Source organism: Rhodomicrobium sp. R_RK_3 (assembly GCF_002198715.1).
Classification (GTDB): domain Bacteria; phylum Pseudomonadota; class Alphaproteobacteria; order Rhizobiales; family Rhodomicrobiaceae; genus R-RK-3.
The window spans coordinates 64043-77133 of sequence record NZ_MWLK01000023.1 but is presented as its reverse complement, the minus strand read 5'-3'; the positions used below and the strand labels follow the sequence as shown (position 1 = coordinate 77133).

Below are 13091 nucleotides of genomic sequence, written 5' to 3'. Positions count from 1 at the left end.
CCAATGCCCCCATCGGCCCGCCCTCTCACCCCCCTTTAAACCCTGCAAACACTTAAGGCCGCTTCCAAGGAAGCGGCCTTTATTTTTGGCGCATCGCAATGGGGAGAGGTGGCCTAGTTGAACGCCACCGGCATCGGCGGCTCGGCCCGGCGGCTGGCGTCGAAGGCGATCCCGGCCGTCTCCAGCGTGATGGCGAAATGCTGGGCGGTCCGGAGCACCGGCTCGACCTGTTCCGAGCCCAGCAGCGCCACGGCGCAGGCCCGCAGCGCCGGACAGCCATGATGCTGGCTCGCGGCCACCAGCGAGATCGCCAAACGCTCGTCGCGGCAGAAGGAAGCGCAGCCGGGGGCCATCAGCTCGATGTCGCGCACGGCATGGCTGCGTACCGAATGCACCCAGCTCGACAGATCGGTCATCGCCTCGCGCGCGCGGCGGCTGCCGAGCTCGCGGCAATAATGCACCCAGCAATTTTCCCAAGCCTGGATGTTGCCGCTCTGATAGCCGCTCAGCCAGCAGCGGAAGCCGAAACCGACCAGCGCCTCGCTCTTCAGCGTCATGTCTGCCGTCCCGTCATGCAGATCGGGTCGGTGTGTCCAGCCAGGTTGAAACGCCTTTTTGGCCATTCCCTACTCCAGTTCGTCACAACAAGCGCGGGGAGAGGCGGCCGATGCGCGGCCGCTCCCCGCACGGATCCTTCAAGTGCTCGGCCCCTGATCGAAGGCGACTTCGTCGACCAGTTCGGAGGCGCGCTTGCGATTCTTACCGATATCCGAGAGCGGCAGCGGGTCGGGCTTCAGCTCGCCCCAGGACTGGACGACCGGCGACAGCGCCACGCCCTGCTTCAGCGGATATTCGTCATTCAGCTCGGCATAGAGCTTCTGCGCCTCGTCGGAGGTCAGGAATTCGACGAGCTTGATGGCGTTGTCCTTGTTCGGCGCGTTCTTGGCGAGCACGACGCCGGAGATGTTGACATGCGTGCCGCTGGTCGCCGCATCCGGGAACAGCACCTTGACGGACTTCGCCCATTCCTTCTGCTCGGGCTGCTTATCGTTGGTCGCCATCAGCGCCATGTAATAGGTGTTGCCGAGCGCTATGTCGCATTGGCCGGAGAAGATCGCCTTGGCCTGCTCGCGGTCGCCGCCGGCGGGCTTGGCGGCCAGATTCTGCTTCACGCCCTGGATCCAGCTCTTGGCCGCCGCTTCGCCCTTATGCGCGATGATCGAGGCGAGCAGGGCGAGATTATAGGCGTGCTGGCCGGAGCGGACGCAGATCTTGCCCTTCCATTTCGGATCGGCGAGTTCTTCGTAGCTGATCGTGTCCTGCTTGACGCGGTCCTTGGAGGCGTAGACGACGCGGGCGCGCGCCGTCAGCCCGACCCACTGCCCTGCGGGATCGCGATAGGTGGCGGGGATATTAGCCTCGACCACGCTCGACTTGATCGGCTGGGTGATGCCCTGGTCGACGGCGGCGGTGAGAAAACCGATATCGGCGGTCAGCAGCACGTCGGCGGGGCTTGCGGCACCCTCGGCCGCGATGCGCTCGATCAGGCCGTTCTGGGCGAAAATCACATTGGTCTTGATGCCGGTCTTGGCGGTGAAGGCGTCCAGCAGGGGCTGGATCAGGGAGGTCTGGCGCAGCGAGTAGACGTTGACGTCCGTGCCTTGCGCCATGGCAGGGGACGCGGCGGCCGCCAAAAGAACCGCGCCACCGAGGCTGCGGAATGAATTGGATTTCATATTTTTAATCCTCCACTAGACAAAACGAGCCAAAGGCCGGGCAGCACCGCACGCGGGTCGGCGCGCGCGACCGATGCCACATAAAGAAAAGCTAATCCCGACACGCTCTGTCAAGATTTAATGGGCGATTTGGGAGGGCTGCAGGGCAGAAAAGCCAAAATAATTCCGCAGCTTAGAATGGTTCTAAATTGTGTTTAGAATGATTCTAATTGGGCGCCTGAAGAAGAATTTAAGACTAGCCTAGGTTTGCGCAAAAGCCCAGAGCTTATTGCGATATATCAGCACATGCTGGCAGGGCTGATCTGCAAATAAACCGGCAATTGCCTCGTCATTTGTGCTGAGTCCGCCGGCATAAGCACCGAAGGCCGGCATCAGCAGCCGGTCGCGGCTGAGCACGAAGCAGGGCGCCGAGATATGCTGGCCGACCAGCCGCATCCGGCGCTTGGGGTGATAGTGCCCGGCGATCAGCGGCGGCAGCCCGTCCTCGGGCCGGTGGCAGAAATTCACCGGCCCTGCGATATGCGCATCGGCGACGCGTCCGCGAAAGCCGGGTGCGATGTCCGGGTCATGATTGCCGCGCAGCCAGACCCAGTCCGCGACCGAGGCGACGATATCCGCCAGCAAAGCCGCGTCCGCCCGCGCGATCCGCTCGCCTGCCCGCACATCGTGGAAACTGTCGCCAAGGCAGATCACCAAGCGCGGCCGGTAGCAATCGACCGCCGCCGCGAGCCGCATCAGCGTGTCGCGCGTGTCGTGGCGGGGGATCGGATTGCCGCGCGCGGCGAAATAGGAGCCCTTTTCCAGATGCAGGTCCGAGACGACAAGGATGTCGTCATCGGCCAGAAACAGCGCGCCGCAGGCATCCAGGACAATGGTCCGGCCGGCGAATACGGTTTCGATCTGGGTCTGGCACGGCGACGGTCTAGGCGAGGGCAGCACGAACATCCTCGATCATTTGCTCTGCATCGAGGGCCAAGCTGGCCTGGGCCAGCAAAGCCTCGACGCCGGCGCCGCGGACCTGTTCGGTCCGCACTTCGGTCAGCACCGGAATGGCGAGCGGCGAGGCACGGTCGAGCCCATGATACAAAAGCCGCCCCTGAAAGCGCAGGAGCATATCGGAAAGCCGCTTCAAGTCCAGCAGCTCGCGTTCGGCGTCGCGCCGGGCGACGGTGAGCAGGATGTGATCGGGCTCGTGGCGGCGCAGCACGTCATAGATCAGATTGGTATTCACCGTGAGCTGGCGCACGGTCGAGCGCTGCCCGACATGCTGCTGTTCGGCAAGCCCGGCGACGATGGCGACATGGCGGAAGGAGCGGCGCAGCATGGCGGCGTCCATGATCCATTCCTCCAAATCGTCGCCGAGAATGTCGGGGGAGAGCAGCGCCTTGGCCTCCTCCTCGGGGATGGTCTCAAGCGTCGCGATGGCAAGGCCGTAATCGGTGACGGTGAAGCTGACGGGCTTGAAGCCCTGCCGCTCCATGCGGCGGGTGAGCAGGAGGCCGAGCGTCTGCCCGGCAAGGCGGCCTTCGAACGTATAGAAGACGGTATGGAACAGCCGGCCGCGCGGAAAATGCTCGATGAGCAGCGTGTCCTCGGGCGGGATGATCGAGAAATCCTGTTGCAGACGCAGCCATTCGCGCGTTTCGGCGGGCAGCTTGCGCCAGCTCGACGGCGTGCTCAGCACATGGCGGACGCCATCGGCGAGGAAGGTGGAGAGCGGCATGTTGCCGCCCGCATAGGCCGGGATTTTCGGCTCGCCGCCGCCAGTGGCCGGGCGCGCCTCGACGACAAGATCGCGGATGCGGGCGAAGGACAGCAACTCGCCCGCGAACATGAAGGTGTCGCCCGGCGTCAGCCCTTGCGCAAAACCTTCCTCGACCTCGCCGAGGATGCGGCCGGTCTTGCCGGTCTTGTTGAGCTTCATCACCTTCAGCCGCGCCGCCTCGACGATGACGCCGATATTCATCCGATGCCGCCGCCGCACCATGTTCGTGGCGGCAACGTAGCGTCCATCCTCCACGGGCCGCAGCCGCAGATAGCGCTCATAGTTCGACAGCACAGTGCCGCCATTGACGGCGAAGCGGAACAGCCGGTCGAAATCCTCGCGCGCCAGCATTTTATAGGGCACCGTGCCCGTAACCTCGGCAAAGATCTCGTCCGGGTGGATGCTCTCGCCGCAGGCGCAATTGACGATGTATTGGATGACGACGTCCTGCGAGCCGTCCACCGGCTCGTCGCCATCGAGCACGCCGCGCGCGATAGCGTTCATCGCCGCCTGGCATTCCAGGCTCTCAAAGCGGTTCGACGGCACCAAGAGCGCCTCGCTCGGCACGTCCATGCGGTGGTTCGAGCGGCCGATGCGCTGCAACAGCCGGCTGACGCCCTTGGGCGCGCCGACCTGGATGACCAGATCAACGTCGCCCCAGTCGATGCCCAGCTCCAGCGCGGCGGTCGCCACCACGGCGCGCAGCTTGCCCGCCGCCATCATCGCCTCGGTGCGCCGCCTCTGCTCCCGGTTGAGGCTGCCGTGATAGACGGTGATCGGCAGCGAATCGTCGTTCACCGTCCACAGCATCTGCATCAGCATTTCCGCCTGGGCGCGGGTGTTGACGAAGACGATGCAGCTCCTGGTCGCCCGGATCGCGTCGTAAATGTCCGGCACCGCATATTGCGACAGGAAGCCGCCATAGGGCATCACCTTGCGCGCCCGCATGATGCGGATATTCGGCTTGGCGTTCAGCCCGGCCTTCAGCAGCGTTGCGGGCCGGCCGGCAAAGCCAAGCCATGCGGCAAGGTTTTCCGGATGCGCGGCGGTGGCGGAGAGGCCGAAGCGGATATGGTCCGGCGCAAATTCGGCGAGGCGGGCGAGGGCCAGCGCGGTGAAATCGCCGCGCTTGGTCGGGGCGAAGCTGTGCACCTCGTCGACGATCACCGAGCGGACATTGGCGAACAGCTTGCGCGCATCCGGGAAGGACAGCATCAGCATGATCGACTCCGGCGTCGTCAGCAGGATGTTGGGCGGCCGCTCGCGCTGGCGCTTGCGCTTGCCCGCGGGCGTGTCGCCGGTGCGGCTCTCGACGGTGACGCTGAGGCCCATCTCCTCGATCGGCCGGTGCAGATTGCGCTCGATGTCGTTGGCGAGCGCCTTCAGCGGCGAGATATAGAGCGTGTGCAGGCCCTTCGCCCGGGTCTCGTGGATGTCGATCAGCGAGGGCAGGAAACCGGACAAGGTCTTGCCGCCGCCGGTCGGGGCGACCAGCAGCGTCGAGCGGCGCTTGCCGAAGGCTTCGACCATCTTGCGCTGATAATCGCGCAGCTCCCAGCCCTTGCCCGCGAACCAGCGCTCGACATAGTCGGGGACGGCATTGGCCCGCGCCCGTGTCAATACTTTGTCCATGCGATTTTTGTTCCGCCGCCGAGCACTAAACCGTCGCCGCGATGAGCGTTCCCGCTTATATAAAGCCGGTCATCCGGAATCGCCATGCAGCGGCGGCAAGGGTTTCCGTTCACCGGGCGTTGGGGGCAGCCCCCTAATCTGGAGCGGATGGCGGAACGAATTCGCGGTTAAGCAGAACTTAACCGGCGCATAAATGTTTAGGCGGGTGATGGGTTGCGGCTTCGGCCGGCAGCGCCCGGGGACAGGCACTTACTACTGAAAGCCGGTTTTATGAGGGGATGGGATCAAGTGATCAGCCTGCGCGTCGCATCGATCGGTGCGGTTTTATGGTCCGCGACGATGCTCGCGGCCGCTCCCCCGGCGGCCGCGCAGGATAGCTGGCTCGACGGCAGCAAGCCGGTCTTCCGCAGCGACGTCTTGCGCGAGCAGCAGCGCCTGGAGCGCGAGCGGGAGGCGCGCCGGACGCAATATGTGATCAGCTACCCGCCTTATGCGCAGGGCGGGCCGCGTCCCGAGATCGTGCCCGAAGTGCCGCCGATCATCGCGCTGACCAAGGCGGAGACCCCCGGCACGATCATCATCGATACCGGCGGACGCCGGCTCTATTATGTGTTGCCGGGCAATCAGGCCTATGAATACCCGATCTCCGTCGGCCGCGAGGGTTTTGCCTGGACCGGCAGCGAGACCATCAGCCGGATCGCCGCCTGGCCGGACTGGAACCCGCCCGCCGAAATGCGCCAGCGCCAGTCGGGCCTGCCGATCACCATGACCGGGGGCATAAACAATCCGCTCGGTGCGAAGGCGCTGTATCTGGGCAATACCCTGTACCGCATTCACGGCACGAACGACCCGAAGTCGATCGGGCGGGCCTCGTCCTCCGGCTGTTTCCGCATGATGAACCAGCATGTGACGCATCTGGCGACGCTGGCCGGGGTCGGCACGCGGGTGCGGGTCGTGTCGCAATATGGCGGCGGTCGGGTGAGCGCGGCGCAGTGAGGGCGCCGCGACTGCGTCTTGCGGCGCCGCACCTCTGATTGACCTGGGTCAACGCTCCGCGCGCCGGCCGCCATATCATGACGGATAGCCCGTTTTGATCATGGAGGCGACGCGGTGGACGAACAGATCAAACAGAAAATCTTGAGCCTGCTGGAACAGCACCGCATTATGACCATCGCCACGCTGAGGCCGGATGGCTGGCCGCAGGCGACGACCGTCGGCTATGTCAGCGAAGGGCTCACGCTGTATTTCCTCTGCGGCCTGGACAGCCAGAAGGCAGCGAATTTGGCCAGGGATAACCGTGTGTCGCTGACCATCGATCACGACACGCCGGACCTGATGGCGATCGCCGGGCTCTCCATGGCGGCGCGCGCGCAAGAGGTCACCGATCCGGTCGAGGCGGCCAGGGTGCTGAGCCTGATGCCGCTGAAATATCCCGAGCAGGTCAACCTTCCGGTGCCGATGCCGACGCCCGGCGATGTCCGCATTTTCCGCCTGATCCCCCAGGTCATCTCCGTGCTGGACTATTCGAAAGGCTTTGGCCACACCGATCTCGTCACCTGCTGAGGGCTCGGTTGTCGTTCCCGCCTTCGCAGGAATGACGATCAGTGGGTGCGTCGCGCCTGACGATCCACCTCAAATGATCACGCGCGGGGGAACACGGCGTTAGCTGACGGTTGGCGTTCATAGCGGCTGCGCTTATCTATCCCCCGTGAGCACCCACCCCAAACACTGGCTCGAAGTCCGCCCCGAGGGCCTCTATTGCGCGCCCGCCGGCGCCTATATCGACCCGACGCGCCCCGTCGACCGGGCGATCATTACCCATGGCCATTCCGACCATGCCCGCTCCGGCCATGGCGCCGTGCTGGCGACGGCCGAAACGCTCGACATCATGGCTGTCCGCTACGGCGAGAATTTCACCGCCAGCCGCCAGGCCGCCGCCTATGGCGAGATCATCGACTGCCGCGACGCCCGCATCACGCTCTTCCCCGCCGGGCACATTATCGGCAGCGCGCAGATTCTCATCGAACATGGCGGGGCCTGCGCGGTCGTCTCGGGCGATTATAAGCGGCATGCCGATCCCACCTGCGCGGGTTTCGAACTCGTCAAGTGCGATGTGTTCATAACCGAGGCGACTTTCGGTCTTCCCGTATTCCGTCATCCGCCTGTCGAAACCGAAGTCGAAAAACTGTTAAAATCGCGTGCTATCTTCCCCGATCGCTGTCATCTGGTCGGCGTTTATGCGCTGGGCAAATGTCAGCGGCTGATCGCGGAATTGCGCAGGGCAGGCTATGATCGTCCTGTCTATCTGCATGGGGCGCTGATCCGCCTCTGCGATGCGTATGAGGCGATGGGGATCGCATTGGGAGACATCCGGCCCGCCGCGGGCGTGGCAAAGGCCGATTTGCGCGGCGAGATCGTGCTGGCGCCGCCGAGCGCCACCTCGGACCGCTGGTCGCGGCGGCTGCCCGATCCGGTCCCTTGCGCGGCATCCGGCTGGATGCAGATTCGCGCGCGCGCGAAGCAGCGGCTGGTCGAATTGCCGCTGGTGATTTCCGATCACGCGGATTGGGACGACCTGACCCGGACCATGGCGGAGACCGGCGCCAGCGAGATCTGGGTGACACATGGCCGCGAGGAAGCGCTGGTGCACTACGCGGCGTTGCATGGCATGAAGGCGCGGGCGCTGTCGCTGCTCGGCTATGAGGAAGATGAAGGCGAATGAGCGAAACGATACTGACCAATGCCCGCCTGGTTCTCGGCGACCGCGTCATCCACGGCACGCTCGCCTCGCGCGGCGACGTCATCACCGACATTTCCGAAACCCGCTCGCAGCTCGCCTCCGCCATCGATTGCGAGGGCGACATCGTCATCCCCGGCCTGATCGAGCTGCATACCGACAATCTGGAGCGCCATGTCACGCCGCGCCCGGCCACCTACTGGCCGTGCGACGCCGCCGTGCTCGGCCATGACCGCGAAATCGCCGCCGCCGGCATCACCACCGTATTCAACGCACTCTGCGTCGGCGAAGTGCACAGCCGGACGGCGCGGGTCAAGCTGCTGAACGAGATGAGCGACGCCGTCGAGGAGCAGATGGCCGACGGCGCGCTGAAGGCGGACCACTATTTCCACTGGCGCTGCGAGATCAGCTATTCCGGCATGATCGACCTGCTCGAGCCGCTGATGGACTACAAGCGCCTGCGGCTGCTCTCGGTGATGGACCACACGCCGGGGCAGCGCCAGTTCACCGACATCAACCGCTATGTCGAATATTATCAGGGCAAGTTCGGCATGACCGACGAGGAGCTGAAGAGCTTCATCGCCCAGCGCGAGGAAGATCAGCGCAATCACAGCGCGCGCAACCGCGAGGCCGTGGTGCGCTTCGCCAGGGATCGCGGTCTGAAGCTGGCCAGCCATGACGACGCCACCATCCCGCATGTCGAGGAAGCCGCGCGCGACGGCATGGCGATCGCCGAGTTCCCGACCACGGTCGAGGCGGCGACTGCGTCGCACCGGGCGGGCCTGCAAGTGCTGATGGGCGCGCCGAACATCGTGCGCGGCAAGTCGCATTCCGGCAATGTGTCGGCGCGCGAACTCGGCCAGCACGGCGTGCTCGACATCCTCTCCAGCGATTACGTGCCGGGCTCGCTGCTTTACGGCGCGCTGCTGCTGGCGCAGACGGTCGAGGGCATCGATCTGCCGCAGGCCGTCGCCACGGTGACGCGCAATCCGGCCCGCGCGGTCGGGCTCGACGACCGGGGTGAAATCGGCATCGGCCTGCGCGCCGATCTGGTCCGCTTCCGCGAGACCAGGAAGGCGCCGGTCATCCGCGATGTCTGGCGGGGAGGCCGCAAGATTGCATGAGCCCCGGCCAGGCCAGGGTGAGGGGCCGGAGGCGGCGCAGCCCTTGCACGCATCCGCGCCCGGCCGCCTGATTCTCGTCGCCGGACCGTCGGGCGCCGGCAAGGACACGCTGATCGACGCCGCCCGCAGCGTCTTCCGGCATGACCCGTCGGTGGTGTTCTGGGAGCGCGTCATCACCCGCGACGACCAGACCGGCGAGCGGCACCGGGTCGTCTCCGAGGCGGAATTTGCCCGCATCGCCGAGGCGGGCGGCTTTTTCCTCGCCTGGCAGGCGCATGGGCTGCATTACGGCATCACGGCGGAGATCGTCGGCGCCCTGGAGGCGGGCAAGACCGTCATCATGAACATCTCCCGCCGCGCCGTCGGCGAGGCGCTGGCGAAATGGCCGAACACCCAGGTGGTGCTGGTGACGGCGCGGCCGGAGGTGTTGCGGTTGCGGCTGCAAGCCCGGGGCCGCGAAACGGATGCGGCGATCGGCCAGCGGCTGGAACGCGCCGCGCAAATCCAGATCCCGGCGGCGGACCGGGTGAGGGTGCTCGACAATTCTGGCGCGCTGGACGATGGCATCGCCGCCTTCACCGGGATCATCGGCGAAACGGCGAAACCCGCGGCGGAGTAGCCTCCTACCCCACCTCTTCCGAGGTAACCGCTGGGTTGCTTCGCCAAAACGGCTGAGCCCCAGCTTTTGAGGGCCGGGGCTCGAGTTTAGAGAATTTTATTTCGCAAGAATCCCGGGGTGAGGGTATGATTTTCAGTATTATCTCTCGTCCGATATCGGACCAACGCCTACTACTATAGTCGGTCGGTTGGCCCGCACATCACCCAGATGGGTGATTTCGGAAAGAATCCCTCCGACTTAAGCCCCCTCGACATGCTGATACATCCAGGTCTCGGTCAGCGCCTTGCCGTCCTGATCGAGATAGGCGCGCAGATCGGCGGCCTCGGGGCCATCGGGCGTGAAGTCGAACATCGCCCGCCAGCGCGGCGTATCGACAACCCGGTAGGCCGAGACGAGATCGGTGGTTCCCCGGCTGGCGCTGAGACGCAGCTTGACGCCGCTTTTATTGTCCAGCTCGCCGAGATCGCCGCCCTCGAAATCGATCACATATTTTGTCGCGTCCGATTTGCGGTGCTGGCCCGGCCGCCCGCCAAGCCCCCGGCGCGTGGCGACCACCCGCCCGGCGGCGCCCGGAAACGGATTGTCGAGCCGCCAATAGACCCGGTAGCTCATTGCGACGCGGCTGCCGGCCGTGAACGGCGCCTTCGGATTCCACAGCGCGACGATATTGTCCTCGGTCTCGTCCCGCGTCGGAATTTCCAGCAATTGCACCGCGCCCTCGCCCCAGTCGCCGACCGGCTCGACCCAGACGGAGGGCCGCCGGTTGTAGAACACGCCGTCATCCTCATAGGCTTCGAAGCGGCGCTCGCGCTGCATCAGGCCAAAACCCTTCGGCGCCTTGTCGATGAACGAGCTGAGCTTGACCACCGGCGGGTTGTTGAGCGGACGCCAGATATGCTCGCCCGAGCCGCTCCAGATCGCCAGCCCGTCGCTGTCGTGGATTTCCGGCCGCCAGTCGCCGCCCTGGCGACGGTTGTTCTTGCCATACCAGAACATGCTGGACATCGGCGCGATACCGAGCCGTTCGACATCCTTGCGCGCGTAAATCACCAGATCGACCTCGGTGATGGCGCCTTTGTCGCGGATGGCGCGGATGCGGTAGGCGCCGGTGACACTCGGGCTCTCGAGCAGGGCGTAGATGCCAATGCCGTCCGCGCCCTCCAGCGCCTCGATCCAGAAATGGGTGAAGCGCGGGAATTCCTCCGGATAGGGCATGCCGGTATTGATCGCCAGCCCGCGCGCCGAGAGGCCATATTGCGGCGTCTCGCCGGTGGTTCGGTAATAGGAGGCGCCGAGGAAGGAGATCCAGTCCGGTTCGTCCTTGGAGCGCATGGCGCGCAGGCCGGCAAAGCCGGTCTCCATCGGCAGCACCTTGGCGAAATCGGCCTCGCCATAGGTGAACAGCTCGGGCGTGTAGAGGATTTCGCGCGAGTCCCCGTTCTGGACGAGGAACATCCGCACCGGCTCCTGGAAATATTTGCCGACATGGAACAGCTCGACCGGGTAGGAATTCGGCCCCGGCATGATCTGCGCGTCCTTGCGGTAGCGGATCTGCTGGAACATGTCGTAGTCGAGGCGCTCGATAATGTCCTTATGATGCGGAATATGCGGATCATAGGGCCGCGCCGCGACCGCCTCGGCCCAGGATTGCAGTGCGTCCCAGCTGAATTTCACCGGCGGCCCATAGGTCAGCGACGCGTGCGCTTCACCAGGGTTCAAAGCGGCGGCGGCGAGCAAGGCCGCCCCGCCCGAGAGAATCGTCCGTCGTGTTATCATCTCGGCAAAAATCGCTATCCCTATGCGGGGCCATTGTGAATGGCGCCCGGCGTGACCCCTCCGGCGCGTCGGCCGCCCCAGACATATGCGCAACTGGAGCGGGATCGGCAATGGCCAATTGGTAACCCCTGCTCCCGCCGCTATGGAAAACTCATAGAGGAATGGATCGTTGCCGCCAGCGGGACAAGATGGCGCGCCCGGCTTGCGCCGCTTCACCTAAGCCGTGGTGCGCACGACGATTTCGGTTATTCTCGGAAACAGTTTTCTTGTTCCCGCCTCATGAATGTGGTTCGCTCCCGCATGCTCCAGACCCCTGCAGACCGGCAGCTTCAGGCCGCCAAGGATCTCGTCGCCGAATTGGGCCGGCACCTGGATGTCGCCGTCGCCGTGCGGCTGTGGGACGGCTCGCTGACGCCGCTCGGCACGCGCCCGGCGGACGGGCTTGCCATCAGCATCGCGCAGCCGGGGGTGATCGCCTCGCTGGTCAGGCGGCCAACGCTCGACCGGCTGATCCGGCTCTACGCGCATGGCGAGATCGGCATCGAGGGCGGCACGCTCATTGACCTGGGCGAGCAGTTCGGCGATGGCGGGCGCAAGAATCTGAAGCGGCTCGACAAGAAGACGCTGCTGAAAAGCCTCTGGCCCTTCCTGTTCGCCCCCGGCGCCAAGCTCGACCGCTCGCGCGATTTTGGCGGCGATGAGGTCGGCGAGGGCCGCGCCAAGGCGCAGAACCGCGATTTCATCAAGTTCCATTACGATGTCGGCAACGCGTTCTACCGGCTCTTTCTCGACCCGATGATGCAATATTCCTGCGGTTACTTCACCGATTGGGACAATACGCTGGAGAACGCCCAGCGCGACAAGCTGGAGATGATCTGCCGCAAGCTGCGGCTGCGGCCGGGTGAGCGCTTCCTCGACATCGGCTGCGGCTGGGGCGGCCTCGTCTGCTACGCCGCCGAGCATTTCGGCGTGCGTGCCCATGGCATTACGCTCTCGGATGCGCAACTCGAGTTGGCCCGCGAGCGCATCGCGTCGCGCGGCCTGCAAGGTCTGGTGACGGTCGAGATCCGGGATTATGCCGACCTGACGGGCACTTACGACAAGATCGCCTCGATCGGCATGTATGAGCATATCGGCGTCGCCAATATTCCGCGCTATCTCTCCACGGTGCGCGGCCTGCTGGCGCCGGACGGTCTGTTCCTCAACCACGCGATTTCGCGCAAGGCGAAGAAGAAGAAGCGGCGCTTTTCGCAGCGTCCGGAGCAGCGCGCGCTGCTGAAGTATATTTTCCCCGGCGGCGAACTGGACGATATCGGCCATACCGTGGCGTCGATGGAGCAGCAGGGCTTCGAAGTGCATGATGTCGAGGCCTGGCGCCAGCATTACGCGCGCACGACGCGCCATTGGTGCGAGCGGCTGACGGCGCGGCGCGAGGAAGCGGTGGCGCTGGTCGGCGAGGAAACCTACCGGATCTGGGTGGCTTATCTGGCCGGCTGTTCGCTGGCTTTCACGCGCGGCACCGCGCGGATTTTCCAGACGCTGGTGTCGAAGAGCGCCAAGGGTCCGGCCCCCTTGCCGCCGACGCGGGCGGATTTGTACCGCTAGCGCCGGAACTTCGCGGACTGATTCCCTCTCCCTGGGGAGAGGGTTAGGGTGAGGGGTTGGTGCCTCACCTTTGACTCACGAACCCCTCACCCGGCGC

The 13091-nt window shown here is 65.0% G+C and carries 11 protein-coding genes; 6 read left to right on the top strand and 5 right to left on the bottom strand.

Translation table 11 applies throughout. From position 1 onward, the window contains the following. Positions 1 to 113: 113 nt before the first annotated feature. From BLEFHOIH_RS13820 to BLEFHOIH_RS13805, 4 genes are all read right to left on the bottom strand, one after another. The gene (locus tag BLEFHOIH_RS13820) at positions 114 to 623 is read right to left on the bottom strand and encodes a hypothetical protein (protein ID WP_125461704.1); all 510 of its coding nucleotides are present in this window, start codon (positions 621 to 623) and stop codon (positions 114 to 116) included. Positions 624 to 695: 72 nt separating this feature from the next. Next, on the bottom strand, positions 696 to 1736 hold the full coding sequence (locus tag BLEFHOIH_RS13815; RefSeq protein ID WP_088346405.1) for a Fe(3+) ABC transporter substrate-binding protein: 1041 nt from the start codon (positions 1734 to 1736) through the stop codon (positions 696 to 698). A 240-nt stretch (positions 1737 to 1976) separates the two neighbouring features. Continuing rightward, complete coding sequence (gene pdeM, locus BLEFHOIH_RS13810) at positions 1977 to 2681, bottom strand: ligase-associated DNA damage response endonuclease PdeM (protein WP_088346403.1); 705 nt, start codon at positions 2679 to 2681, stop codon at positions 1977 to 1979. Further along, positions 2659 to 5133: a ligase-associated DNA damage response DEXH box helicase gene (locus BLEFHOIH_RS13805; RefSeq protein WP_088346401.1), complete on the bottom strand. Its 2475-nt coding sequence runs from the start codon at positions 5131 to 5133 to the stop codon at positions 2659 to 2661. Before BLEFHOIH_RS13805 ends, pdeM begins: the two co-directional genes overlap by 23 nt. A gap of 288 nt (positions 5134 to 5421) precedes the next feature. Here BLEFHOIH_RS13805 and BLEFHOIH_RS13800 point away from each other — a divergent pair, with 288 nt between their 5' ends. The 5 genes from BLEFHOIH_RS13800 to phnN all read left to right on the top strand — a co-directional run bounded on the left by BLEFHOIH_RS13800 (position 5422) and on the right by phnN (position 9613). Continuing rightward, on the top strand, positions 5422 to 6129 hold the full coding sequence (locus BLEFHOIH_RS13800) for a L,D-transpeptidase (protein WP_245297005.1): 708 nt from the start codon (positions 5422 to 5424) through the stop codon (positions 6127 to 6129). A 114-nt stretch (positions 6130 to 6243) separates the two neighbouring features. Further along, complete coding sequence (locus BLEFHOIH_RS13795; RefSeq protein WP_088346399.1) at positions 6244 to 6696, top strand: pyridoxamine 5'-phosphate oxidase family protein; 453 nt, start codon at positions 6244 to 6246, stop codon at positions 6694 to 6696. A gap of 145 nt (positions 6697 to 6841) precedes the next feature. Next, positions 6842 to 7855 (top strand): ligase-associated DNA damage response exonuclease, encoded by a 1014-nt coding sequence (locus BLEFHOIH_RS13790; RefSeq protein WP_088346397.1) that lies wholly within the window; start codon positions 6842 to 6844, stop codon positions 7853 to 7855. Then, positions 7852 to 8994 (top strand): alpha-D-ribose 1-methylphosphonate 5-triphosphate diphosphatase, encoded by a 1143-nt coding sequence (locus BLEFHOIH_RS13785; RefSeq protein ID WP_088346395.1) that lies wholly within the window; start codon positions 7852 to 7854, stop codon positions 8992 to 8994. Before BLEFHOIH_RS13790 ends, BLEFHOIH_RS13785 begins: the two co-directional genes overlap by 4 nt. Beyond that, complete coding sequence (phnN, locus tag BLEFHOIH_RS13780; RefSeq protein ID WP_210191740.1) at positions 8987 to 9613, top strand: phosphonate metabolism protein/1,5-bisphosphokinase (PRPP-forming) PhnN; 627 nt, start codon at positions 8987 to 8989, stop codon at positions 9611 to 9613. The genes BLEFHOIH_RS13785 and phnN overlap by 8 nt, the downstream gene beginning before the upstream one ends. Before the next feature lie 237 nt (positions 9614 to 9850). Here phnN and BLEFHOIH_RS13775 read toward each other — a convergent pair whose 3' ends face one another. After that, positions 9851 to 11389, bottom strand: a complete 1539-nt coding sequence (locus BLEFHOIH_RS13775; protein ID WP_088346391.1) for a glucan biosynthesis protein D — start codon at positions 11387 to 11389, stop codon at positions 9851 to 9853. A gap of 300 nt (positions 11390 to 11689) precedes the next feature. Here BLEFHOIH_RS13775 and BLEFHOIH_RS13770 point away from each other — a divergent pair, with 300 nt between their 5' ends. Next, positions 11690 to 12994 (top strand): cyclopropane-fatty-acyl-phospholipid synthase family protein, encoded by a 1305-nt coding sequence (locus BLEFHOIH_RS13770; RefSeq protein WP_088346417.1) that lies wholly within the window; start codon positions 11690 to 11692, stop codon positions 12992 to 12994. Positions 12995 to 13091: the final 97 nt, after the last annotated feature.

Bases quoted from the DNA above. Each gene is read 5' to 3' on its own strand.
- BLEFHOIH_RS13820 (WP_125461704.1), bottom strand. From the start codon at position 623: ATGGCCAAAAAGGCGTTTCAACCTGGCTGGACACACCGACCCGATCTG.
- BLEFHOIH_RS13815 (WP_088346405.1), bottom strand. From the start codon at position 1,736: ATGAAATCCAATTCATTCCGCAGCCTCGGTGGCGCGGTTCTTTTGGCG.
- BLEFHOIH_RS13785 (WP_088346395.1), top strand. From the start codon at position 7,852: ATGAGCGAAACGATACTGACCAATGCCCGCCTGGTTCTCGGCGACCGC.
- BLEFHOIH_RS13775 (WP_088346391.1), bottom strand. From the start codon at position 11,389: ATGATAACACGACGGACGATTCTCTCGGGCGGGGCGGCCTTGCTCGCC.
- pdeM (WP_088346403.1), bottom strand. From the start codon at position 2,681: ATGTTCGTGCTGCCCTCGCCTAGACCGTCGCCGTGCCAGACCCAGATC.
- BLEFHOIH_RS13770 (WP_088346417.1), top strand. From the start codon at position 11,690: ATGCTCCAGACCCCTGCAGACCGGCAGCTTCAGGCCGCCAAGGATCTC.
- BLEFHOIH_RS13805 (WP_088346401.1), bottom strand. From the start codon at position 5,133: ATGGACAAAGTATTGACACGGGCGCGGGCCAATGCCGTCCCCGACTAT.